This window comes from Acetobacter sp. KSO5, assembly GCF_044094635.1.
GTDB lineage: Bacteria > Pseudomonadota > Alphaproteobacteria > Acetobacterales > Acetobacteraceae > Acetobacter > Acetobacter cerevisiae.
Genome location: NZ_CP172014.1, coordinates 320,882 through 344,488 on the forward strand (window position 1 = coordinate 320,882; position 23,607 = coordinate 344,488).

General features: G+C 57.8%; 17 protein-coding genes and 1 tRNA gene. 12 read left to right on the plus strand and 6 right to left on the minus strand.

Annotated elements, in window-relative coordinates:
- Positions 1-3 precede the first annotated feature (3 nt).
- The 5 genes from ACHQGU_RS01470 (at position 4) to ACHQGU_RS01490 (ending at position 5,085) form a co-directional block, all read left to right on the plus strand.
- The gene (locus ACHQGU_RS01470) at positions 4-585 is read left to right on the plus strand and encodes a hypothetical protein (protein WP_081894059.1); all 582 of its coding nucleotides are present in this window, start codon (positions 4-6) and stop codon (positions 583-585) included.
- A gap of 33 nt (positions 586-618) precedes the next feature.
- Entirely contained in the window at positions 619-1,113 is a 495-nt protein-coding gene (atpF, locus tag ACHQGU_RS01475; protein WP_215755250.1) for a F0F1 ATP synthase subunit B, read from the plus strand.
- Positions 1,114-1,138: 25 nt separating this feature from the next.
- Entirely contained in the window at positions 1,139-1,894 is a 756-nt protein-coding gene (locus tag ACHQGU_RS01480; protein WP_062141049.1) for a glycosyltransferase, read from the plus strand.
- Positions 1,888-3,567 carry an ArnT family glycosyltransferase gene (locus tag ACHQGU_RS01485; RefSeq protein WP_395495629.1) on the plus strand — a complete coding sequence of 560 codons (1,680 nt, stop codon included), beginning with the start codon at positions 1,888-1,890 and terminating at the stop codon, positions 3,565-3,567. The genes ACHQGU_RS01480 and ACHQGU_RS01485 overlap by 7 nt, the downstream gene beginning before the upstream one ends.
- A gap of 90 nt (positions 3,568-3,657) precedes the next feature.
- Positions 3,658-5,085 carry a hypothetical protein gene (locus ACHQGU_RS01490; protein WP_395495630.1) on the plus strand — a complete coding sequence of 476 codons (1,428 nt, stop codon included), beginning with the start codon at positions 3,658-3,660 and terminating at the stop codon, positions 5,083-5,085.
- 162 nt (positions 5,086-5,247) lie between these two features.
- Here the strand turns inward: ACHQGU_RS01490 and ACHQGU_RS01495 are convergent.
- Positions 5,248-5,323 (minus strand) — tRNA-Thr (locus ACHQGU_RS01495).
- 171 nt (positions 5,324-5,494) lie between these two features.
- Between ACHQGU_RS01495 and ACHQGU_RS01500 the strand changes: the two genes are divergently transcribed.
- The 3 genes from ACHQGU_RS01500 to ACHQGU_RS01510 are packed head-to-tail and all read left to right on the plus strand — an operon-like array spanning position 5,495 to position 9,387.
- Positions 5,495-6,976, plus strand: a complete 1,482-nt coding sequence (locus ACHQGU_RS01500; RefSeq protein WP_395495631.1) for a paraquat-inducible protein A — start codon at positions 5,495-5,497, stop codon at positions 6,974-6,976.
- Positions 6,977-7,020: 44 nt separating this feature from the next.
- Positions 7,021-8,676 carry an intermembrane transport protein PqiB gene (locus ACHQGU_RS01505; RefSeq protein ID WP_252353990.1) on the plus strand — a complete coding sequence of 552 codons (1,656 nt, stop codon included), beginning with the start codon at positions 7,021-7,023 and terminating at the stop codon, positions 8,674-8,676.
- A gap of 3 nt (positions 8,677-8,679) precedes the next feature.
- A complete protein-coding gene (locus tag ACHQGU_RS01510) occupies positions 8,680-9,387 on the plus strand; it encodes a membrane integrity-associated transporter subunit PqiC (RefSeq protein WP_395495632.1) in 708 nt (235 codons plus the stop codon).
- Between the two features lie 157 nt (positions 9,388-9,544).
- Here the strand turns inward: ACHQGU_RS01510 and purF are convergent, their stop codons facing one another.
- The 5 genes from purF to metH all read right to left on the minus strand — a co-directional run bounded on the left by purF (position 9,545) and on the right by metH (position 17,389).
- Positions 9,545-11,023: an amidophosphoribosyltransferase gene (gene purF, locus ACHQGU_RS01515; RefSeq protein ID WP_062141059.1), complete on the minus strand. Its 1,479-nt coding sequence runs from the start codon at positions 11,021-11,023 to the stop codon at positions 9,545-9,547.
- A gap of 46 nt (positions 11,024-11,069) precedes the next feature.
- Positions 11,070-11,594, minus strand: coding sequence for a CvpA family protein (locus ACHQGU_RS01520; protein ID WP_395495633.1), 525 nt, complete (start codon positions 11,592-11,594; stop codon positions 11,070-11,072).
- 15 nt (positions 11,595-11,609) lie between these two features.
- Complete coding sequence (locus tag ACHQGU_RS01525) at positions 11,610-12,014, minus strand: phosphoribosyl-ATP pyrophosphatase (RefSeq protein WP_395495634.1); 405 nt, start codon at positions 12,012-12,014, stop codon at positions 11,610-11,612.
- 32 nt (positions 12,015-12,046) lie between these two features.
- On the minus strand, positions 12,047-13,795 hold the full coding sequence (locus ACHQGU_RS01530) for a Na/Pi cotransporter family protein (RefSeq protein ID WP_395495635.1): 1,749 nt from the start codon (positions 13,793-13,795) through the stop codon (positions 12,047-12,049).
- Between the two features lie 87 nt (positions 13,796-13,882).
- Entirely contained in the window at positions 13,883-17,389 is a 3,507-nt protein-coding gene (gene metH, locus ACHQGU_RS01535) for a methionine synthase (protein ID WP_395495636.1), read from the minus strand.
- An 88-nt stretch (positions 17,390-17,477) separates the two neighbouring features.
- On the opposite strand from metH, the gene ACHQGU_RS01540 reads away from it, so the two are divergent.
- The 4 genes from ACHQGU_RS01540 (at position 17,478) to ACHQGU_RS01555 (ending at position 23,588) form a co-directional block, all read left to right on the plus strand.
- Positions 17,478-17,900: a hypothetical protein gene (locus ACHQGU_RS01540; RefSeq protein WP_395495637.1), complete on the plus strand. Its 423-nt coding sequence runs from the start codon at positions 17,478-17,480 to the stop codon at positions 17,898-17,900.
- A gap of 141 nt (positions 17,901-18,041) precedes the next feature.
- Positions 18,042-20,297 (plus strand): peptidase domain-containing ABC transporter, encoded by a 2,256-nt coding sequence (locus ACHQGU_RS01545; RefSeq protein WP_395495638.1) that lies wholly within the window; start codon positions 18,042-18,044, stop codon positions 20,295-20,297.
- A gap of 3 nt (positions 20,298-20,300) precedes the next feature.
- Positions 20,301-21,755, plus strand: a complete 1,455-nt coding sequence (locus ACHQGU_RS01550; protein WP_395495639.1) for an HlyD family type I secretion periplasmic adaptor subunit — start codon at positions 20,301-20,303, stop codon at positions 21,753-21,755.
- A gap of 45 nt (positions 21,756-21,800) precedes the next feature.
- Entirely contained in the window at positions 21,801-23,588 is a 1,788-nt protein-coding gene (locus tag ACHQGU_RS01555) for a tetratricopeptide repeat protein (RefSeq protein ID WP_395495640.1), read from the plus strand.
- Positions 23,589-23,607 lie beyond the last annotated feature (19 nt).

Genomic DNA, 23,607 nt, shown 5'->3' on the forward strand with positions numbered 1-23,607 from the left:
AAGATTGTCCGTGCCGGTTTACTCGCTACGGTATCCGGCGTGTCTCTTCTGGTAATGGCTGCACCTGGTGCACACGCCGCAGGGATGCCTCAGCTTGATTTTCACAACCCCCTGGTTACCGGTCAGGTAATCTGGGGTGCTGTGATCTTCCTGGGCTTTTACCTGGTGCTGAGCCAGGTCATGCTGCCGCGCGTTGGCCGCGTTCTGGAAGACCGGAGCAAGCGTATCTCGGGTGACCTTGATGTTGCGCGCTCTGCAAAACAGGATGCAGATAAAGCGGTGGCGGAACTCCAGCAGGCGCGTAAAGACGCCATGGCTGAAGCTCAGGCCAATCTGCAGAAAACGCTGGACGCTGAACAGCAGGCTGCAGATCAGAAGCTGGCAGAAATCAATGCCCGTCTTTCAGCCGAAATTGCTGATGCTGAAAAACGTATTGCTGCCGAAAAAGCTCAGGCTTTCGGTACGCTCAAAGAAATTGCTGCTGATACCACGCAGGCGCTCGTTTCTCGCCTGACAGGTGTCACGCCCGACGCCCAGCTTGTGGCGCAGAAGGTTGACGGCGCGATCGCGCACCAGAATATCTGACCGGCTCCGGGAGAACTTATAGTCATGTCTGGCATTTTTCACGAAGCAGGTTTCTGGGTCGCTGTTTCCTTCGTTCTGTTTTTCGTCTTCTTTGGCCGCAAGGTCTGGGCACCCATCACGACTATCCTTGATAGCCGTGCAGCCCGTATCCGGCAGGAGCTGGACGAATCCGCTCAGCTGCGCCGGGAAGCCGAGCAGATGCTGGAAGATGCCACGCGTGAGCGTGAGCAGGCTCTGGTTGAAGCCAAAACCATGGTTGAACAGTCTCTGCAGCATGCAGCAGAACTGGCTGAAAAAGCCCGCGCAGAAGCAGAAGCTGCTGTGCAGCGCCATGAGCAGATGGCACGTGACCGGATTGCTGCCGTAGAACGCGCAGCCATCAAGGAAGTGCGTCAGGCTGCTATTGATGTGGCTGTTGAAGCCGCACGCGGTGTGCTGGGTCAGTCTCTTGACCAGCAGAAGGCGGAAGCTCTGGTTGATCAGGCCATTGCTAACCTGCCGACCGCTCTTGCACGTCACGCTGCCTGAGCGCGCGTTTGCTGATTGATCTGGCTTGAACGCGCTCTCTTCCTCCCGGAGTGGTAACGCTCCGGTTCTGAGCATTGTGATTGCCGTTCTGGATGAGCGGGATAACCTCCCGTTTGTCTGTCAGGAACTGGCGGAAGCCCTTGAGCATCTGCCGGAAACTGAAGTTGTTTTTGTGGATGATGGCAGCCGGGATGATACCGTGGCCGTCCTCCAGAAAATGCGGACCGATGTCCTTCCCGGTCTCCGCGTTCTCTCCCATGACCATTGTTGCGGAAAATCTGCCGCTCTGCGCACCGGCATCACTGCCGCACGGGGCGAGTGGATTGCGACCATTGATGGAGATGGTCAGGATGACCCGCGGGAACTGATTGATCTGCTGCGGCTGGCTCGTTCCGCCAACGGCACGCCGCCGCTTGTGGTCGGTGTGCGGAAAAAGCGGAAAGATGGCTGGTCACGCCGGTTTGCAACCCGCTTTGCCAACGGTCTGCGTCGCCGCCTGCTGCGCGATGAATGCCCGGATACGGGTGCGCCGATCAAACTTTTCCAGCGTGATGCGTTTTTAAAGCTGCCTCAGTTTGAAGGGCTGCATCGCTTCCTGCCCGCGCTGTTTGCGTCTTACGGCGTGCCGTTGCTGTGCCATCCGGTCAAGCATCGTCCGCGGCTGCATGGGCAGTCCAAATATACGAATTTTAACCGTGCTCTGGTGGGTATTCGGGATCTGCTGGGGGTGATCTGGCTGCGGAACCGCACTCGCCTCCCGCGCTCGGTCCGCGAATGCTAAATCCACGCTGGGGCCAGCAACGCCTGTCCGGGCGTGCGCTGGCTTTGCTCGGTTTACTCGCATTTTTCCTGTTTCTGCCGGGGCGCGCGTCCACGCCGCCGTTCGACCGTGATGAGCCGCGCTATATGGAAGCGACGGCGCAAATGCTGGAGAGCGGCAATTTTGTGGATGTCCGCTTTCAGGACAAACCCCGCTATCTGCAACCCGCCGGAATTTACTGGCTGGAAGCTGCGTCCGTTGCCGCTACCGGCACGCTGAAAAGCCGCGCCGTCTGGGCGTATCGTCTGCCCTCTCTGCTGGCCATGACGGCCGCAGTCATGCTGACGGCCTGGATGGGTGCCACGCTGTTTGGCCCCATGGCCGGGATGGGGGCGGGGTTGCTGCTGATGGTTTCTGTGCTGGTGACGGCAGAGAATCGGATGGGCACCATCGATTCCACTCTGCTGCTCAGTGTTCTGCTGGCGCAGGCTGGCCTGCTGCGGGCGCTGTGTGACCGTGAGGCCGCACGCCCCACGCCGGTAAGCACAGCTCTGCTCTATTGGGGCGCGATCGGTTGCGGCCTGATGTTGAAAGGCCCGGTGATTCTCATTCCGTCTCTGGCTACGCCACTGTGTCTGGCAGCTGTGGAACGGAATTTCAGCCTCTGGCGCAGGCTGCGCCCCGCATGGGGCTGGCTGGTGTCTCTGGCTATTCTGCTCCCGTGGTGCATCGCGATTGGCGTGGTCAGCCATGGTGAGTTTTTCCGCCGTGCTGTGGGTACCAATTTTCTGGGTAAGGTGGCCTCTGGCCAGCAGGCGCATGGTCTGCCGCCGGGCTATCATCTGCTGGTCTTCCTGATTGCATTCTGGCCCGGCTCATTTTTTGCGGCGGCGGCTCTGCCTGCTGTCTGGAAAAGCCGGAAGCTGCTGCCAGTCAAATATCTGCTCTGCTGGATTATCCCGCATTGGGTGGTATTTGAGGCCATTGCGACCAAGCTGCCGCATTATGTGCTGCCGACTTATCCCGCCATTGCCATTCTGACGGCTGGCATGCTGGCGCAGGGTGCGCCAGTCTGGGCTGGCTGGCCGCGTGCGGTCTGGGCGCGTCTGGCCTTAGGGGCTTATGGCGTGCTGTGGACCGTTGCCGGCGTTGCACTGGCACTGGCTGGCCCCGTGCTGCTGTGGAAGCTGGAGCATGTGGTTTCTCCCGCAGCGCTGATTCTGGCGGGCGGCAGTCTGCCACTTATCGCCCTGTCCGTTGTCTTTATCTGCCGTTCGGAACTGCGCAAGGCCGTGCTGACCAGTGCTGCCTGCGCCATGCTGCTCTATACCGGGCTGTTTCTGGTGGTTGTGCCCCACCTGCAGAGTATCTGGCTGGCCCCGCGCCTGACGGCTCTGGTCGCGGCGCATCATCCCTGTGCGCAGACAGAAGTTTCCTCCGTCTCATTTTCCGAGCCCAGCCTTGTGTTCCTGACGGGCGGTAAGGTGCATCTGGAAGGCCCAGAAGACGCCGCACGTCGGATGCTGGGGAATGAGGCCTGTGCCGTAGCGCTCGTCGATGTGCAGAAAAGCGAAGCCTTCCTCGCTACCCTCGGCCCCGCCCGCAGCCGTGTGCGCACGTATGGTTCAGTGACCGGGGTAAACTATTCCAACGGCCACCATCTGACGATCAGCCTGTATGGGTTGAAGCCGTAAGAAATACCCAGTTTTTACGCATATGAAAGTAAAACTGTTAGTCTCTGAAAAACAATAATTGATAAATATAAGCCTTAAAGGATAAAAAAAATGCTGAAATTTGAGGATAAAAAAAATTATATCTTGATGATTTTTCCAGTATTTTTTCTTTGTATCTGCAATTTTTTTATTTTTAATGCAGATGATTTGTACGCGCATTTTTCTGCTGAAGCGAAAGATTCTCTTGTAGTGGGAAACTATGGTAATTACAGGTATTTTATATATGCTCTGAGTTGTCTGCTTCGTTGGATGAGTATAGATTATTTTGATAATATTATTGTTGTTTCATTAATTTATTCATTTGGTCTTATTTATTTTTGCTGTCAGTTTTCTCGCTATGTGGGAATGAACCAGAAATATACGATCTTTTTCTGTATTGCTGTGGCTTTTCATGGCTTTATGGCCGATCTGTCATCTTTTACTATGGCCTATTGGAATTATGGTATTTCATGGCTTGCCATGGGTGCCGCGCTTTATTGTCTCCGGACAAATAAGGGTTTCCCGGGAACGTTTGCAGCAATCATGCTGTCAGTCGTTGCTCTGACGTCTTATCAGGTTGCGGCGCAGTTGCTCATCCTTGCAGCAGGCTGCGCTTATCTTCACGCTACAATTTTCAAACCAGAGGCCCGTCCGCCTTGGGGTGCTCTTCTGCGGCCGGTGTTTGTGTACGGGGCCTCCTGTGCGCTTTTTCTTATCATGAAAAAGCTTTTAGGGCCTGAATGGGGGCGTCCAGTTCACTTTGCGGCGCTCATTCATAATATTAACCCATATTTTATCAATGTATGGGATGAATTTTTTGGCGGAAAATATTCTTCTATTTTCCCAATACATGAAAGATTTTTCTATTTTATTTCTATTGTATTTATTTTTTTATATCTCATTTTTGGAATTATCAGAAAAAAAGAATATCATTATTTTGTTTCAGTTATAGTTGTCATGGTTTGTCTGGCGTTTGCAGAAAACCCGTTTAATTTGCCGTTTGATGTATTCTGGCCGTCTCCGCGGTCTTTGACCTGTGCTTCTTTTCTGCACGCTGCGCTGCTTGTTTTCGCAGTGGAAATCGTCACCTCTTATCGTCCGCATTTTCAGAAATTTTTTCTTTATGCAGGTGCATTTTTCCTTCTGCTATCGGTCAATAATCAGGCTCGTCTCTTTATGGAAAGGTGGCAGCAAACGCAGCGTGATATTGAGGTTGGTAATGGTATTCTGAACGACATACAGCGGGTTGCTGGTCTTTATGATGGTGAAAAAATCGCCGTTATCAGCTCTTGGCGGAATGTGGCGCAATTGCATACGATCGCAGTCATGGATTATGCGTCTTCCGCATTTTCAACAGGATGGAGCCCGGTACCTCTTTTGCGGAAGTTAAGCGGAGCCGATCTGCAGTATGCTTCTATGCAGAGTTCTGTGTGTCACCGTGTTCCTGTGCGGTGGGATGTCTTTAAGGTCGGAGACGTCGTCGTGGTATGTATGCAGTAGCCAACTGTATGCATTTTGCACGGCAGGAAAGGCCTGCCGTGTTCACGATCCGGATAAAATCTGAAGGTCTCTTGGAGTAGCAGCTTTTGAGAGCGAAAATTGCTGTGCAGGCAGCCTTGGTGTGCTCTGGCTGTAAATAAAATTTTTAAGGAAAACCGAAAGTGGTGCCCGCTGGAGGATTCGAACCACCGGCCCCATCATTACGAATGACGTGCTCTACCAACTGAGCTAAGCGGGCATACTCACTTTCGAGGGGCTGAGTATCATAGCACTTCAGGAAACGCAACGGGGGAAGGTGCGGAAATCAGAAGATATTTTGCAGCCGGCATGGCCTGTGATGACCTCGCATGGCTGCAATCTTGTGACATGACTATTACGCTCAGGTTTTTTTCGTTCTAAGGTCACAACTATGAGCGTGTCGCAATTTACCGCCCTGATGCGTGAAGCCGTGATGCCTGTTCAGGATACATCGGTGGATAACACCCGGCACGTTCAGGTTCTTGAAGGTGTTATGGAGTGTCCGTGTTGCGGGCTTGTCCAGAAACTCCCCGAGCTGAAGCCCGGTACGCAGGCGCGTTGTCCGCGCTGTAACCAGTCGCTCGACCGGCGGAACAAGACTGCGCCGATCGCAACACCTCTGGCGTTCTGCATCACCTCGGCGGCCCTGTATGTGGCCATGCTGTTTTCCACCCTCATGATGCTGGACCTGTATGGGCGGCAGCGCACGGTGGATATTCTTACCGGGCCGATTGAACTCCTGCATGAAGGCTGGGGTGAGGTGGGCGTACTGGTGGCCATCGCCACCATTCTGGCCCCCGGTATCGTCATTGCCATGATGGGCATGATCCTGACTGCTGCCCTGCGTCCCAGCCTGCCCGCCTGGGTGCCACATCTGATGAAGTGGTATGAGGCGCTACGTCCCTGGTCCATGGTGGAAGTGTATATTCTGGGCGTGTTTGTGGCCTACACCAAGCTGGTGGATCTGGCGTTTGTGCAGGTGGGAGCTGCCGTTTATCTGGTGGCCGGGCTGATGGTCTCCATGGCTGCCACGGATGCCACACTGGATACGGAGATTATCTGGCGGCACCGCAAGATTGATTCCTTCATGCGCCCTATGAGGGGACCGCGCGTGCCCCTCACCTTTGTGGCCGTTGGTGAGGATGATCCGCTGCTGCCGTCTGCCAACCGTGTTTCCTGCCTCTCCTGCGGGCTGGTGCTGGAGTTTGACCATCCGGTCCACCCCACGGAGCCTTCCGGCTATTGCCCGCGCTGTGGGCATGTGGTGCGGCATCGCAAGGCCAACAGCATGAGTCGCACCGTGGCCCTGCTGGTTTCAGCCATTGTGTTTTATCTGCCGGCCAATATTTACCCGGTCATGACCGTGATCCGCATGGGGGCCGGGACTGGCCATACCATTGTGGAAGGCGCAATAGAGTTGTGGGAGGACGGGATGATCCCGCTTTCTCTGCTTGTCATTTTTGCCAGTGTGACGGTGCCGGTGCTTAAAGTGATTGGCCTGTCTTACATGGTAGAGACCACGCGGCGGAAGTCGCACAGGCATCTGCCATTCAGGTCCAAAGTATATCGTATTATTGATATTATTGGCCGCTGGTCGATGATTGACGTATTTATGGTCTCTATTCTTGTCGCAATGGTGCGTTTTAACCATATGGCAAGTATTACAGCCAACGGTGGTATGGTTTGCTTTGCCGCTGTTGTGGTGCTGACAATTTTTGCGGTCCACACATTTGACCCGCGTCTGATGTGGGATGCCGCAGGCAAAAATGGTGATGCGGCTTATGCTCGCACCGCAGGCAAAGGCCGGCGGCGTGGTCACACAGCCGTACAGGCCAGTGCGTATCAGGATAACATGGAGCCGGACAGGGCGTGAACGGACAGAATCATTATCAGTCACCCGACGAAAATGACAGCACAATGCCAGATGCTGTCGTGCGTCGTATCCGGTTTTCCATCATCTGGATTATTCCCGTCCTCTCAGTGCTGATTGCGGGCTTTCTGATCTGGAAGAGCTTTGCCAATAACGGGCCGGAAATCACCGTTGTGTTTGACACTGCCGATGGCCTGACAAGTGGGCAGACGCAGGTGAAGAACAAGGCCGTGGTGCTGGGCACGGTGGAAGGCATCTCTCTGACGGAGGACCTGCGGCATGTGAATGTGCGTATCCGCATGAATGCCGGGTCCGGCCCCATGCTGACGGACAAGGCGCGCTTCTGGGTGGTGCGTCCGCGCATCAACGGCGCCAGCATCACGGGGCTCGAAACCCTGATGTCCGGCGCATACATTGCGTTTGACCCCGGTCTGGAAGGGAATAACGCGGATACAGCTCAGCGTAAGACTGAGTTCCGTGGTCTGGAAGCCCCTCCGGGCGTGCGGTCTGACCAGCCGGGACGGACCTATACGCTTATTACGCCGTCCATCGGCTCTATCGGGCAGGGTGCCCCTGTCTTCTTCCGCGATGTGGATGTGGGGGAAGTGCTGGGCTACACCATGCCGCCGGGGGGGCGCGGGCCGATCCTCATCCAGCTTTTTGTGCGTGAGCCGTATGACCATTACCTGTATCCGGATACCCGTTTCTGGAACGTCTCCGGCGTGCAGGTTGGTTTTGGGGCAGGTGGGCTGAAGGTGCAGATGCAGTCTCTTCAGGCCCTGTTCTCCGGTGGCGTGGCCTTTGGCCTGCCGCGTGACAAGAACAGAACGGCGCATGATGAAGCTCCGGCTGATACCGTCTTCAAACTGTATGACAGTCAGGCCGACGCCGAGAGCGCGGGCTATCATGAGCGCGTGCCTCTGGCGACGTACGTGACCTCTTCCGTCAAGGGGCTGGCTCCGGGCAGTCAGGTCACCATGTTCGGTATTCAGATTGGTAGTGTGACCAGCGTGAAGCTGGATCTGGACCAGAAGGCCGGCCATCCGCGCGTGCGCATTGGCATGCAGATCCAGCCGGAACGCGTGCTGGCTGCTAACGAAATTCATCACGGCGCGCTGACAGACATGTTCAAGACGCTGGTGGCCAACGGTCTGCGGGCCTCGACCGACAGCGCCAGCCTGCTGACGGGCGAGACCATGATCTCGCTGAACTTTGTGAAGAACCCGCCTCCGGCTACCACCACCATGGAAGGACCGACGCTGGTTATCCCCAGTCAGGCGGGTGGCATGAGCGGGATCATGGATTCCCTTTCCACCGTGGCATCTCGTCTGGCCGATATGCCGTTTGAGCAGATTGGGGTGAACGCCAACAATCTGCTGGCCAATGCGGACAAGACGCTGACCAGCCCGGATGTGAAGCAGTCTCTCTCCAGCCTGAAAGAGTCTCTGAAGAACCTTCAGGCCATGAGTACCCAACTGCGGAGTGGGATGGGCCCGCTGATGCAGCGTCTGCCGGAAATGACCAATCAGCTTGATCAGACCCTGCAGAATGCCAACCACCTGCTGGCGGGCTATGGCGGGAATAGTGATTTCCATCGCAATCTTCAGGCCATGGTCATCCAGCTTGGGCAGGCCGCGCGGTCTCTGCGGTTCCTGTCTGAATTCCTGACCAACCACCCCACTGCGCTGATATCGGGACGGTAAAGCATGACGCACTCTTCTTCCTCACGCTGCCTTCAGGCTTCTCTTCCTCGTCGTAGCCTGCTTCTGGGGGCTGCCGGACTGGGTGTGATGGCAACAACGCTCACGGCCTGCTCCAGCGGGGCAGGGCCGACGCTCTACACGCTCTCTGTTGTGCCGGGGCAGCCTGCGCCGGGTGGTCCGCGTTTTGTGGAGGTGCGTCAGCCCACCATTGCCTCCGGGCTGGATCGGGACCGTATTGTAACGGCAGATACCGGCTACAAGCTGACGGTTTCTGCCAATGATGCGTGGGGAGATTCGCTGGCCGGGCAGATTAGCCGCGCACTCGCGGGGGATCTGGCCCAGCGTCTGCCGGGCACCAGCGTGTTCGCGGAAAATGATGCTGTCTCCACTGAGCCGCAGGCCTACGTCGAACTCTCTGTGACGCGGTTCTCCACCGGCCCGTCCGGTGCCGTGCAGATTGAGGCCGCGCTGTCCGTCAAAGGCGCGCAGGCCGGCGCACCGGATACCAGCGGGCAGTTCTATATGCAGCGCGTGCTGGTGCAGGCGCCTGCGGTCTCTTCCGGGACGATGGCGATGGTGCAGGCGCTCAGCCAGCTTCTCGGTCAGCTGGCGGATCAGGCCGCAGCGCAACTGCGGATGATGCCGCCGGTGCCGGAAAGCGCGACGACGGACTCTGGGACCGCCGGCTCTGCGCCTCATCATCGGAAGTAAAATCCGGGGTTTCCCCCGTCGCGCTCGTCCCATCAGAGGCGGCGCGCGCTGCGTCTGCTCGGTGTAAGGCCTGATGATCAGGCGGAGCACCCAAACCCCGGACAATAAAAAAGGCGGCCCCATTTCGGGCCGCCTTTTTTTGGTTCTCGGCTCAGCCTCAGGCTGAATCGGGGCCGAATTCCCGATCGTGGTCGATCAGGGGAATGGGATAGTCCCCGGTAAAGCAGGCATCGCAATAGCGCTCACGGTAGGCGCCGCGGCTTTCATGGCCCATGGCGCGGTAGAGACCGTCCAGTGAGATAAAGGCCAGACTATCCACACCAATCAGTTCCGCCATGGTGGCAAGGTCATGCTGGGCGGCCAGCAGATGGCTGCGTTCAGGCGTGTCGATGCCATAGAAGCAGGAATGTTTGGTGGGCGGGGAGGAGATGCGCATATGCACTTCCCTGGCCCCGGCAGCACGCACCATGTCCACAATTTTGCGGGAGGTTGTGCCACGCACAATGGAGTCGTCCACCAGAATAACCCGCTTGCCATCAAGTGCCGGGCGGTTGGTGGAATGTTTCATCTTCACGCCCAGATTACGGATCTGGTCCGTGGGTTCAATGAAGGTGCGGCCCACATAATGGTTGCGGATAATGCCTAGCTCAAACGGAATACCGCTGGCTTCTGCATACCCCATGGCGGACGGCACGCCGGAATCCGGCACCGGCACCACCACATCGGCGTCTACGCCGCTTTCCTGCGCCAGTTCCTTACCGATCTGCTTACGCACGGCATAAACGGGCAGGCCTTCCAGCACGGAGTCCGGACGGGCGAAGTAGATATATTCAAACACGCAGAAATGCGGCTTGGTATCGCCAAACGGACGCAGGGAACGGATGCCATTATCGTCGATAATGACCAGCTCGCCCGCTTCCACATCCCGTACAAATTCGGCACCGATGATGTCGAGGCCGCAGGTTTCCGACGCCAGAACCCAGCTGCCTTCCTTACCATCTTCACCCGGCAGGCGGCCCAGCACCAGCGGACGCACACCCATGGGGTCACGCACGCCCATGAGGGCATCCTGAGAGAGCACGACCAGAGAATAGGCACCCGTCACGCGCTTGAGCGCGTCAATCAGGCGGTCTTCCACAGTCGCGTAAAGAGAAATGGCAATCAGGTGGACAAACACTTCCGTGTCCATAGTGGACTGGAAGAGGCAGCCACGGCGGATGAGTTCCTGACGCAGGGAATCAGAATTGGTCAGGTTGCCGTTATGGGCCACGGCCAGACCGCCAAAGGCGAATTCGGCAAACAGCGGCTGCACGTTGCGCAGCAGGGTCGCGCCGGTTGTAGCGTAACGGTTATGGCCAATGGCGCGGTCCCCTTTCAGGGTCGCCATCACGCGGGGGTCATTGAACACATCGCCAACCAGTCCCAGTCCGCGGTGGGAGTGGAAGCGGCCATCGTAGGAGACAATGCCGGCGGCTTCCTGCCCCCGGTGTTGGAGGGCGTGCAGACCAAGGGCTGTCAGGGCGGCAGCGTCTTTGGCATTCCAGACACCAAAGACGGCGCATTCTTCATGCGGATGGTCGTCATCATGGCACGAGGCACCAGCAGGTGCTTCAGGAAGGGTCGGGTGGGAGAGCATCGGTGCGCAGGGCCTCCGCAAATAGCCGGCATAGGGCCGCAAGAGATCACAAGGTGGCGTCATGACCCGTGGAGAGATTCGGTGCAACCCCTTTCGCACTGAAAACCGGCAGGAATGGTTGGATATAGGCTGCGCCGAGACGAATATAAGGGGTTAGTCGCCCATTTGCCTCAAGGCTGGCCATATCTTCCGGCATCATGAACCACTGGGCGACCATAAACAGCAGCACGACAAGTAAGCCGCCGCGTATGACCCCAAAGCCACACCCCAGCGTTCGGTCCAGACTGCTCAGAGCCGTCAGATGCACCAGCCGGACGATAAAGGCTGAGAACAGGGCCGCGGCAATCAGCAGCCCAAGGAGCAGGATGACGAACGCTGCGGCATGGGCGGCCAGAGGGTTGGACAGGTAAGGGGTCGTCCACGGAATAAGCAGCGGATAGAACCGGCAGGCCAGCAGAATGGCCAGAATCCAGCCGCCAAGGCCCAGCGCCTGCCGCGTAAAGCCGCGCCACAGACCATGCAGGGCAGAAATCCCCACAATCACAAGAGAAATAATGTCGATGGCTGCCATGGGGGCAAACGTCTCTCAGGGGAGCTTGCTGGTGGAAATCCGCCAGGGGCGGACGGCTTTGCCGTTCAGTTTCTTGCGGTGCGGCGGCTGGTTGAGGCGCAGGAAGAGGTCGCCCACCTCAATCCGGCGGAGGAGTTCGGTCCACACATCTGTCGGATCCACGCCTTCTTCTGCCCAGACGGCTTCCAGACTGCGCATGAAAGCAGCGCTTTCCCGGATAATGTCGGCGTGCTTGCGGGCAATAAAGGCCGCCGTGCAGGCCGTGGCATGCTGCCCCATTATCTGGCTGAGCCGCCTGATCATGGCCTGCTGCTCGGGTGAGGGCGCAGGCTGTGCTGTGGCCGTGCGGGTCCCTGCCGGGGCAGGCGCTTGCCCGGAAGTCAGGGAGGGACGAGCTTTAGGATCGGACACGTGCGGCATTCTGCAATGATGGGCGGGAGAGGGGAGGCTGGTCAACCTTCCTGCGGGGGATTGGTGGCTGGGTGGTGCGGCAGAGCCGTCTGCGGTGCAGGCTGCTCGGGAGGTCCCTGTACAAACAGCTCATCCTCGCCCGGTGTCATGGGGTAGGTGGAAGCCGCGACAATATGGGTGTTCACACGCCGCAGGTCGCGCAGCAGGGTGAGCTGATACGTCACTTCTTCATCCTGCAGGGAGACATCGCTGCCTTCTGCGGCGGATGAGGCGTCAGAAGTCTGTTTGCGCAGGCGCTCGAAATAGGCCGTGGTGGCCTCAATTTCCAGATCGCGGAAAAAGTCTTTCTGGCCGTTCAGCGGGTTGGGCATACCGCGTTCCGTGCCCAGCAGCACGGTGGCGCAGACATTCAGATTGGTGGTCAGCTGGGTGGCCATGGTCAGCACCGGAGCCAGCAGATCTTGCGGGAGCTGTAAGCGCTGGCGGGCCATTTTCTGCACCATGGGCACAACGCTGCGCTCCACAATGTCCTCGGCGTGCAGGAGCTGGGTTGTGAAGGCCAGAATATCTTCAGCCCGGTCCATTTCCCGCTGGTTGGCAGTCTCCGGGTCCAGCCCGGCCAGATAGGAGCGGATGGCGTTGCCCAGATCTTCCATGGCGTTACCGAGCGGGCGGGCCGCTCCGGCGCGGGCCGGGTCGGAAGAGGTCAGACCATCCCGCATGGCATGGAGCATGGCGGCCAGCAGGTCGCACAGCCGCATGGCCTCTCGCGTAGCGCTGCCTACCGCCAGCTGAGGGGCTTTATCAAGCAGCAGGCGGTCCAGATAGAGCGGGGTGCCCGGTGTTTGCTGGGCTGTTTGCGGCGGGGTCGGGATCAGTCGCATCATCAGGCGGGCGTAGCTGTTGAGCAGCGGGATCATCAGCAGGGCCAGCAGGATGTTGAACAGCGTGTGGAAGTCCGCCACCTGACGCGCAGCATCCGGCTCCATCCGGGCCACAAGCGCACTCAGCCAGGGCAGAACGGGCAAGATGACGCCAGCTCCCAGCACCCGCACCAGCAGATTGCCCATGGAAATGCGGCGGGCGGTCAGATCCGTCCGGCTGCCTTCCACGACCGGGTTGATGGAGGTGCCGATATTGGCCCCCAGCACCAGCGCTAGTGCGGTTTCCACCGGAATGGTGCCGCTGGTCGCAAAGGTGGTGATGAGCATCACAGTCGCCACGGAGGAGTGGCTGATCCACGTAATTACCGCGCCCAGCAGCACAGCGGCCAGGTCGTGCGAGCTCATGGCCCCTAGCACAGCCGTCAGTTCCGGCCGGTGCGTGTAAGGGCCAAGCAGCACGAGGAACTGCCGCAGGGAGATAAGGATCAGCCCCAGACCGATAAAGACGCGCCCGGAATCCCGCCATGTGCCTTGCCCGCGCCGGAACAGCATGACGCCGGTCAGCACAAAGACGGGGGCAATAGCAGCGACATCAAAAGAGAGCAGCTGAACAATCAGCGTGGTGCCGACATTGGCCCCCAGCATGACGGCCAGTGCGGGGGCCAGTTCCAGCTGCCCGCGGGCGGCCAGACCGGTAATCATCAATCCGGTTGCGGTGGAAGACTGGAGGACGGCCGTAATGCCAAGGCCAGTCAGGAAGGCCTGAAACCGGTTGCCCAGCATACGGGAGAGCAGGCTGTTCAGCCGTGCGCCACAGGCTCGCTGCACGCCGGTCTGCACCATATGGACGCCCCACAGCAGCAGGGCGACGCTGCCGGCAAGATCAATAAGGGTCAGCAGTTCCAAGGTAGCAGTTCCCTTCTGGTTCAAAGGTCAGGACCGGGGCGCCCGGCTTACCCCTGACCAGAGGGGTGTTACAGACCCGGGCAGGTCTCAGATGGTGAAGTATTTCGCATGTTTGTTAAGGATAACAAGTGCGGAGGTCGATTGTTCCGGGTGGAGCTGATCCCCATCCGTAAGCGACACCCCAATCCGCTCTGCATCCAGTAACTTCAGGATGGGGTGCTGGTCTTCCAGCCGCGGGCAGGCCGGATAGCCGAAGGAATAGCGAGACCCGCGATAGCCCTGCTGGAGCAGCGTATCCATGTCGCGCGCATCATCGGCAGCAAAACCCAGTTCCGAGCGAATGCGCTTGTGGGTGTATTCCGCCATGGCTTCTGCCATCTCGACCGAGAGGCCGTGCAGGTAGAGATAGTCCTGATAGCGGTTTTCTTCAAACCAGTCGCGCGCAATGTCGGACGCCTTCTGGCCTACTGTAACCACCTGCAACCCGACGACATCGCGCTCGCCATCGTTGATATCGCGCACGAAGTCGGCAATGCACTCACCATCCTCGCGCGGCTGGCGGGGTAGGGTGAAGCGGGCAGCTTCCGTCGTACCGTCTTCTTCAAACAGCACGAGGTCGTTCCCGTCGCCAGCGGCTTTCCAGTAGCCGTAAGAGGCCTGCGGGGACAGGATGTTTTCCTTGGCTGACAGGTCCAGCATGCGGCGCAGAATGGGGCGCAGATCCTGTTTGGCCCATTTCAGGAACTCATCCAGCGAGCGGCCCTGTTTCCGGAAGCCCCACTGGAACTGATACAGCGCGCGCTCATTCAGGAACGGCAGAATGGCTTCCGGCGTGGCGGTCAGCACCCGCGGGCCCCAGAAAGGCGGGGTCAGCTGCGGTTCCTCCGCCGTCATCCGTTCGCGCCGGGCGCGGGCGGCGGCGGGGTCGATGGGCGTAAAGCCGCGTGTTTCTGCCTGCTCCGGCGCACGGGCGTTGCGGCGGGTCGCCTTGCCCTCGCGCTTTTTGCTGACAGCCGCCAGATAATCGTCAAAGCCTTTCTGCGCGATCTGATCCATCAGGGTCAGGCCGTCAAATGCATCACGTGCATAGGCCACGCGCCCGGTGGGGGCGTAGGCAGCCACGCAGTCTTCTTCTACGTAATTGCGGGTTAGGGCCGCACCGCCCAGCAGCACTGGCACATCCAGCCCGGCGCGGGAAATCTCTTCCAGATTTTCCCGCATGATAACGGTGGATTTCACCAGCAGGCCGGACATGCCAATGGCATCGGCCTTTTCCTTACGAGCGGACTCTATCATGTCCGCTACCGGCACCTTGATGCCCAGATTGACCACACGGTAGCCGTTGTTGGTCAGGATGATATCGACCAGATTTTTGCCGATGTCATGCACGTCACCCTTAACGGTGGCGAGCACGATAGTGCCGCGCTGCTGGCCTTCTGCGCGCTCCATGTGGGGCTCCAGATGGGCCACGGCGGCTTTCATGGTCTCGGCAGATTGCAGCACGAAGGGGAGCTGCATCTTGCCGGAGCCGAACAGCTCGCCCACCACCTTCATGCCATCCAGCAGGACCGTATTGATGATTTCGAGCGGCGGCATCTTGGCCATTGCTTCATCAAGGTCCACTTCCAACCCCTTGCGGTCGCCGTCCACAATGCGGTCGCGCAGGCGTTCTTCCACGGTTTCTGCGCGTTTGCGCTTAACGGCTTCCGACGCCTTCCGGTCAGCAAACAGGGCCAGCAGCTTTTGCAGCGGGTCATAATCTTCCGTCCGGCGGTCAAAGATCAGGTCTTCCGCAACCTTCACTTCTTCCGGGGCAATCATGTGCAGCGGGCGGATTTTGGACACGTGCACAATGGCGGCGGTCATGCCTGCTTTTACAGCGTGGTCCAGATAGACCGAGTTCAGCACGGCGCGGGCCGCCGGGTTCAGCCCGAAGGAGATGTTGGACAGACCCAGCACAATCTGAATATCCGGGAAGGCCTCGCGGATCATGCGGATGCCTTCCAGCGTCCACTGGCCCAGCTTGCGGTCATCTTCCGCACCCGTGGCGATGGTGAAGGTCAGTGGGTCAATCATCAGGTCCGACTGCGGCAGGCCGTATTTCTCGCAGGCAAACTCAACCAGACGGGAGGCAATGCGCAGTTTGTCTTCCGGGCGACGGGCCATGCCGACTTCATCAATGGTCAGCGCCACGACGGCCGCGCCAAACTTGCGGGCCAGACGCATGCGGTCCGTGGCCGGGCCTTCACCATCTTCAAAGTTGATGGAGTTGATGATGGGCTTGCCGCCATGCAGCTTCAGGGCCGCTTCGATCACTGGCGTTTCGGTGGAATCAATCACCAGCGGTGCGTTGACGGAGGAGGTGAAGCGTTTGATGACTTCATCCATTTCCGCCCGCTCGTTCCGGCCGACAAAAGCGGTGCAGATATCCAGCGCGTTGGAGCCTTCCTTGGCCTGCTCACGGCCAAGGGCCACGCAACCGTCCCAGTCATGGGCTTCCTGCAGTTCGCGCCATTTTTTGGAGCCGTTGGCGTTGCAGCGTTCGCCAATGGAGAAATAGGCGTTTTCCTGCCGCAGCGGCACCTGAGAATACAGGCTGGCAACAGATGGAACCCACACGGATTTTTTGGGCACAGGAGCCGGGCGATGCTGGCCGGTGCCTTCCGCGCGGCGGCGCAGCATGGCGTCGAGCGCTGCAATATGCGGGGTGGAGGTGCCACAGCAGCCGCCCACCATGTTCAGCCCGTCTTCCACAATAAAGCGCTCGACCCACGTGGCCATATCTTCAGGGGAGAGGGGGTAGCGGGTCTGGCCGTCCACCAGTTCTGGAAGGCCGGCATTCGGCTGGACGGAAATCAGGCGCGGCCAGTTTTCGGACAGCCAGCGGACGTGTTCGGCCATTTCCTGCGGGCCGGTAGCGCAGTTCAGGCCCATCAGGTCTACATCAAGGCTGTGGATGACCGTGGCAGCCGCAGCAATATCCGGGCCGACCAGCAGTGTGCCGGTGGTTTCGACCGTCACCTGCACAAAAATCGGGGTGGGTGTGCCCATTTCCGCGCGGGCAATTTTCATGCCGTTGACGGCTGCCTTGATCTGCAACGTGTCCTGACAGGTTTCAATCAGGATAGCGTCTACGCCGCCTTCAATCAGGCCGCGTCCCTGCTCGGCAAGAGCGGCTTCCAGCGTATCATAATCCACATTGCCCAGAGACGGCAGCTTGGTGCCCGGGCCGACGGAGCCCACCACATAGCGGGTGCGGCCATCGGCAAAGCTTTCCGCGGCTTCCCGCGCCAGAATGGCGGAGTTGCGGTTGATCTCACGCGTCTTGTCAGCCAGATCAAATTCGCTCAGAGTGATCGGAGAGCCACCAAACGTGTTGGTTTCCACCATGTCCGCCCCGGCCTCATAATAGCCGCGGTGGATTTCCCGGATCAGTTCAGGACGCGAGAGTGTCAGGATTTCCGTGCAGTTTTCCTGCCCCCAGTAATCCCGTTTCAGATCCAGATCGAGCATCTGAATGCGTGAACCCATCCCTCCGTCACACAGCAGGACCTGATTGCGCAGAGCATCGAGAAGCGGAAGACGAGAAGACATGGCACCCATAAATCACAAAAAACGGGAAGAAGAGCCTCGGTCGGACGCCGGCCCGGAGGGTAGAGTGTTATTCCAGAGAGCGGCATCTGTGTCTACCAGTCCTCTGCTCTGGAAAGGGCCCGAGGACCGGCGGATACGGTTGCGCCTGTTGTCTGTGGAGATGGCAGAGGGGCAGGCACAGGCCGGTAGTCTGGCGGTCTTTCTTGGTGTTCAGCCCTCCCCGGCGCAGCAGGCCGGATGGGGAGACGTGCGGACATGGATCCCTCAGGCGGCCGGTGCAAACCATGGGAGCGGGTGTGCCTGCTGTCAGGAAGGTGGTGAACTGGGGCGGTTTCTGATCAGTCTCATGCAGGCGCGGGCGCGCGGGGAATGTGTTTTTTTTCAGACGCTTTCCCTGATTTGTCTCCCGCAGGATAAGGCGGGTTTGATGCAGGCGCTCCAGTCTGACCCATTGGTTTTTTCTCTTTATGGGCTGGAGGCAGTTTCCAGCCGTTTTTCCTGTTATTGTTGAAAAAATAACGCGGCATGGCGGGATGCAGGCTGAGAAACACTTTGAGGTCGTCCCCACACCCTGTCATAAGAGCTTTTGTCCGGGAGCTGGCGATCTAAGGCGTTCGGACCGCGTATTAAGGTTTTGCCAAAAGGGTTGTTCGTGAACCAGACTGACCATGTGCCTGATGTTTCTGGCCCTTCTTCTGATCCAGGCCATGAGAGTGCCTCCCGCCTGAGCCCAGCCATCATTCGCCTGCGTGCGGTTGTTGCCGCTGCGCGTTTCCATGGGCTGGAACTGGATATCCGCGATTTTGCGGCAGACCCGGAAGAAGAAAGCCCGTCACCGGCTACTCTGGTACGCTGGCTGGAAGAGCAGGGTGCGGTCGCCAAGGGGATGCGCATCAAGTGGCGTTATCTGGTCAAAATGACCAATTCGCCCCCAATTGTGCTGATGTTCCGTGATGGTTCCGCTGCAATCATGGTAGGGGCAGATCCGGGTAAAGGTGTCGTCTGGCTACGTGATCCGCTGAAAGATGAAGCTGCGGCCCCCATGCCGGTCGATGAGTTGCGTTTGAGCCGTATCTGGACCGGTGATATTCTCCTGATCAAACGGCGTCGGGATCAGTCTGAAGCGGATGCACCAATCAATCTGACCTGGCTGGCCAAAATGGTCCTGCGAGAAAAGCGGTCTCTGCGCGACATTGCCATTGCGTCCATGACGCTTAGTATTCTGCAGATTTTCCCGCCATTGATTGTGATGCAGGTCATTGATCGTGTGGTGAATTACAAATCCATGTCGACGCTGGTTTCGATCAGTGGGATTATTGTCGTTTTTTCAGTCTATGAAGTGCTGCTGTCTTATGGGCGGCGGGAGCTTTCCATGGTGCTGACAACCCGTGTTGATGCCCGCCTTTCCCTGCATGTTTTCAGTCGTCTGGTTTCTTTGCCCCTGGAGTATTTTGAACGCCAGCAGGCGGGTAATATCCTTGGTCGTGTGATGGCTATTTATAAAGTCCGCGACTTTCTGACCGGCAAACTTATGTCGACCTTTCTGGATCTGTTCACGCTGGTCGTTATCTTGCCGTTTCTGTTCTATCTCAGCTCTACTCTTGCGTGGATGACAGTTGCCGCCGCTGGTTGTATCGGTCTAATCGTCGTGATCTTCATGGGGCCAGTTGCGCGTGTCATGGGTGAGCAAATGCAGGCCGAACGTGAGCGCGGGGCGATTTTATACGAGACGGTTGCCGGGATCCGGACCTTGAAGACGCTGGCGCTGGAAAATATGCGTAAACAGGTCTGGGACGAGGTAACGGCGGTTGTGATTCGCTGGAAACTGGCGGTCGGACGGATGTCTAACTGGCCGCAGACTCTGGTGATGCCACTCGATCTGTTTATTAACCGTGGTATTATTCTAATCGGGGCTTATCTGGCGCTGGTTAATCCATCGGCTGTCGGTGTCGGTGGCCTCGTGGCGTTCATGATGCTGGGGGGGCGTATTGCAGCGCCACTGGTCGGTTTTGCAAAGCTGCTGGACGATTTTAACGAAGTGACGACGTCTTTGAGTGAGGCTGCTTCTGTGTTGAATCAGCCGAGCGAAACCAAAGCGCTGACCACGGGGATGCGGCCTCCTATCAAAGGTGCTTTGTCGTTTGATGGGGTGGACTTCACCTATCCGGGCTCGACCTCCAAAGCTCTTAATGATGTGAATTTTGAAGTGCCTGCCGGGACCATGCTCGGTCTGGTTGGGCGAAGCGGTTCTGGGAAATCCACTATTACTCGACTGCTTCAGGGCGTCAGTCGGTCCTACACTGGTTATCTGAAGTTGGATGGGATTGATCTGCGTGAAATCAACCTGACGCATCTGCGGCGGTCTTTCGGTGTGGTGCTACAGGATAACTTCCTGTTCCGGGGCACCATCCGTGACAATATTACGGCAGGCCGCCCCGGTTATACGATTGATGACGTCGTGCGTGCTGCACGTCTGGCTGGTGCCGAAGAGTTCATTGAACGTATGCCAGCTGGCTATGAGACTTTTATTGAAGAAGGGTCCACCAATATTTCTGGTGGTCAGCGTCAGCGTCTGGCGATTGCACGTGCCGTGATTACTGATCCCAAGCTGATGATTCTGGATGAAGCCACGTCAGCACTTGATCCGGAAAGCGAAGCCTTGGTGAATGCCAACCTTGAGCGGATCGGTAAGGGGCGCACCATGGTGATTGTCTCGCATCGTCTGTCTTCTCTGGTAAACTGTGACCAGATCTGTGTGATGGATCATGGGTCTGTGGCGGATATTGCGCCTCACGATGTTTTGCTGGAACGGTGTGATATCTATCGTACTCTGTGGATGCAGCAGAACCGTCATACGGAGGGGAAAGCGAAGCCCGGCTCGTCGTCTCTGGTCGCGGAAGGAGAATAAGCCATGAGTGAACAGGATATTGTGGCCTCAGGGCAGACGACCGGTTCCGACGTGAGCACGGAAAGCGAGCCTGATTTTCTGCGTCAGGCGGATGACCCCTATGCGCAGGGTGATATGCCTCCGGCTCTGCTGGAGTTCCATTCTCCAACGGCCGCGTTGGTCAATATGCCGCCTACGCCTTCAGCGCGGTATATTTCCTGGCTTGTCGGAGCGTTGGTTATTTCATCCGTAACTGTGATGACCGTTTTTCCGCTTGACCGGGTGGTTTCGACGGAAGGTCGCCTTGTCTCGACAGAACAGACCCTGCTGGTTCAGCCTCTGGATACGTCCATTGTCCGCTCAATTGATGTGCGGGAAGGCGATTTTGTTCATAAAGGAGATGTCCTTGCTCATCTGGACCCGACGTCGTCGGGTGCCGATATTGAGAATATGCAGGCGCAGAGTGAACAGTATCAGGCCGAGGTTGATCGTCTGATCGCAGAGACACAAGGCAAACTCTATTCTGTCGATCCCAGAAATTCGTCATCTGTTCAGCAGGCTGAGGCTTTCATTCGGCGTAAGGCTGAATTTGATGCCAAAATCAGCAATTACGACAAGCAGATTGCCAGCCTGCAGAATGACCTACAGAGCGCTCAGGCAAGTGCTGCCATGTATGCTGCGCGCGCCAAAGTGGCGGCGGATGTCCATAAAATGCGGATGCAGCTGCAGAAGGACCAAGTGGGAAGTAAGCTGTCCACTCTCAGTGCGCAGAATGAGTTAATGGAAGTGGAACGATCCCAGATTGCAGCTCAGCAGCAGGCTGGGAGTACGCGGAACAAGTTGGCGGCTCAGGTTTCTGAGAAAGAAGGCTATATTCAGAATTGGAAGGCCGAAGCCTACCGTGATCTGGTTACAGCGCAACATCATTTGTCTGAAGCGAAAAGCGCGTATCAGAAGGCCGTGCTGCACAACAGTCTCGTCACGCTGAAAGCAGATGAAGATGCCATTGTGCTGAATATCTCCAAAGTGTCTGTTGGTGCGGTGTTAACGGCGGGTCAAAAGGTGATGACCTTGGTTCCCGTGGGTAAGGGGCTGGAGATTGAAACCGTCATGTCTGGTAAAGATGCAGGGTTTGTAAGGCTTGGCGACAAGGCATTGGTCAAATTTGCGACTTTCCCATACCAGCAATATGGTGGTGCAGATGCTACTGTGCGGACGATTAGTGCGGACTCCTTTGTCGGAGGGGCGGGAAGCGGCGGTCAGCAGGATAATGACGTCACGCCTGATAGCAGTAGTAAGGAATTTTATCGTGTCCGTCTGCGTGTTGATCGGTACACGCTACACGGCGTGCCGAGCTTTTTCCATCCTCAGCCGGGCATGCCAGTGACAGCCGATATTCGTGTCGGTAAACGGACTATCATGCAGTATCTGCTGAACAGCTTCATGCCGTTGATGACGGACGGCATGCGTGAGCCTTAAGGATGGTTTGCTGGACTCTGATCCTGTTCAGGGAAGGAGTGTGTTTTGCTAAAGAAACTGATTAGCCGGCTTTTCGGGCAGGGTAATGAAGCGCCTGTTGATGGTCGGCTTAGCCAGGCAAAGGCTTTTCTGGAGCAGGAAGAAGCGACAAAAGCTTTTGCCATTTTCACGGTCCTTGCCCGGGAAGGAGTGCCGGAAGCCCAGTATCAGGTGGGGCAAGCTTATCTGAATGCGCAGGGTGCGCCGCCTAACCTGATTGAAGGCGCGCGCTGGACCCGGCGGGCGGCCCTCAAAGGCTGGAGCAGAGCTGCCTTTATTCTGGCCACACTGTATCTCCATGGTCTTCCCAAAGAGGTTGAAGAAGGAGAGAGCCTTTCTTCCGTTTTTGAGGATTATAAAAAGCGCGAAAAGCCTCAGCCAGATTATTACAAAGCTGCCCGCTGGGCAAAGCAGGCCGCCGAAGCCGGTGATATGGATGCGCAGGCTCTGTATGGCTATATCCTGAGCGCAGGTCCTGAGGATATTCGCGATCAGGAACAGGCACTCCTCTGGTATCAGAAGGCATCCGATGCCGGATGTTTGCAGGGGCATCTGGGACTGGGGCTTGCGGCCCTCAAAGATGCGCAGACATACGATCAATATGCTCAGGCCGCAGTCGAGTTGCAGAAGGCCGCAGATGGTGGTCTGGGCACAGCGCTCTATCTGATGGGCGTGATGACCGAGCGCGGCACAGGTGTTCCGCAGGATTATGTGCTCGCCGCGTCCTATTTCGGGAAAGCTGCTGAGAAAAATGTCCGTGGTGGGCAGGCAAAATACGGCATTGCTCTCATGGCGGGCAAAGGCATTGAGCGGAACAGAGATCGCGGTGAAAGCTGGCTGCGTAAAGCAGCCCTGGCGGGTGATGCTGAAGCGGCGGCCATTCTGGGTGACTGGTATGGGCGCGGGATAGATCTGCCCCCCAACTATGCAGAAGCCATTTCCTGGTATCGTTTTGCCTCTGAGCTCGGACATGCGGCCTCCAGTCACACGCTTGGCGCGATTTATATGGCAGGTGTCGGCGTCCCGAAAGATCCGGAAGCGGCGGCCTACTGGTTCAAACTTGCGGCCGAGCAGGGTGACAAACACGCTACGGCTGATCTGGCTAATCTGGTGCTGGAAGGAGAAGCCCCCAAAGAAGACGGACGGGCTCTTATGGAGTTCTATAAGCATGCCGCCGAAGAGGGTGACTTGCTGGCCGCCTTTAACTTTGGTGTCTGTCTGGCGCAGGGCGTCGGCGTCGAGCGTGACGAGGAAGAGGCCCTGCAGTGGCTGCATAAAGCAGCGGAAAAAGTCGTCAATGCCCAGTACTGGTATGGGAAGATGCTGCTGGAGGGGCGTGGCGTTACACGAAACCCTGAAGAAGGTCGGGCGTGGATCCAGAAAGCGGCAGAAGCGGGTATGGCAGAAGCCGAAATTGCCTATGCTGATTTGCTGGTGACCGGAGTAGGCGGCTCCAAAGACCATCCTGAGGCGCTGCGTCTGTACAAACAGGCTGCGGAAAATGGGACGGTCTCGGCTATGTTCTCTGTCGCCGCGTTATATGGCGGCGGCCATGATGTGCCGGAAGACCGGGCGCTGGCGCGGGAATGGTTCCTCAAAGCAGCAGAACAGGATCACCCTGCAGCCCAGCTCATGATTGCGCGATACTATGCCAATGGTCTGGGTGGCGAAAAAGATCTGGAACAGGCGCGCGTGTGGTACCGGAAAGCCGAAGCAAAAAATCTGGCGCAGGCCAGTGCGGAACTGGCAAGTATTGGTACCGGAGGCACAGCCCCTCTGCCAGCAGACAGCTGATACTCTGTCATAAGGAGTA

Coding starts and splice junctions, on each gene's coding strand:
- ACHQGU_RS01485 (WP_395495629.1), top strand. CDS start 1,888: ATGCTAAATCCACGCTGGGGCCAGCAACGCCTGTCCGGGCGTGCGCTG.
- ACHQGU_RS01490 (WP_395495630.1), top strand. CDS start 3,658: ATGCTGAAATTTGAGGATAAAAAAAATTATATCTTGATGATTTTTCCA.
- ACHQGU_RS01500 (WP_395495631.1), top strand. CDS start 5,495: ATGAGCGTGTCGCAATTTACCGCCCTGATGCGTGAAGCCGTGATGCCT.
- ACHQGU_RS01505 (WP_252353990.1), top strand. CDS start 7,021: ATGCCAGATGCTGTCGTGCGTCGTATCCGGTTTTCCATCATCTGGATT.
- ACHQGU_RS01510 (WP_395495632.1), top strand. CDS start 8,680: ATGACGCACTCTTCTTCCTCACGCTGCCTTCAGGCTTCTCTTCCTCGT.
- purF (WP_062141059.1), bottom strand. CDS start 11,023: ATGCTCTCCCACCCGACCCTTCCTGAAGCACCTGCTGGTGCCTCGTGC.
- ACHQGU_RS01520 (WP_395495633.1), bottom strand. CDS start 11,594: ATGGCAGCCATCGACATTATTTCTCTTGTGATTGTGGGGATTTCTGCC.
- ACHQGU_RS01525 (WP_395495634.1), bottom strand. CDS start 12,014: ATGCCGCACGTGTCCGATCCTAAAGCTCGTCCCTCCCTGACTTCCGGG.
- metH (WP_395495636.1), bottom strand. CDS start 17,389: ATGTCTTCTCGTCTTCCGCTTCTCGATGCTCTGCGCAATCAGGTCCTG.
- ACHQGU_RS01550 (WP_395495639.1), top strand. CDS start 20,301: ATGAGTGAACAGGATATTGTGGCCTCAGGGCAGACGACCGGTTCCGAC.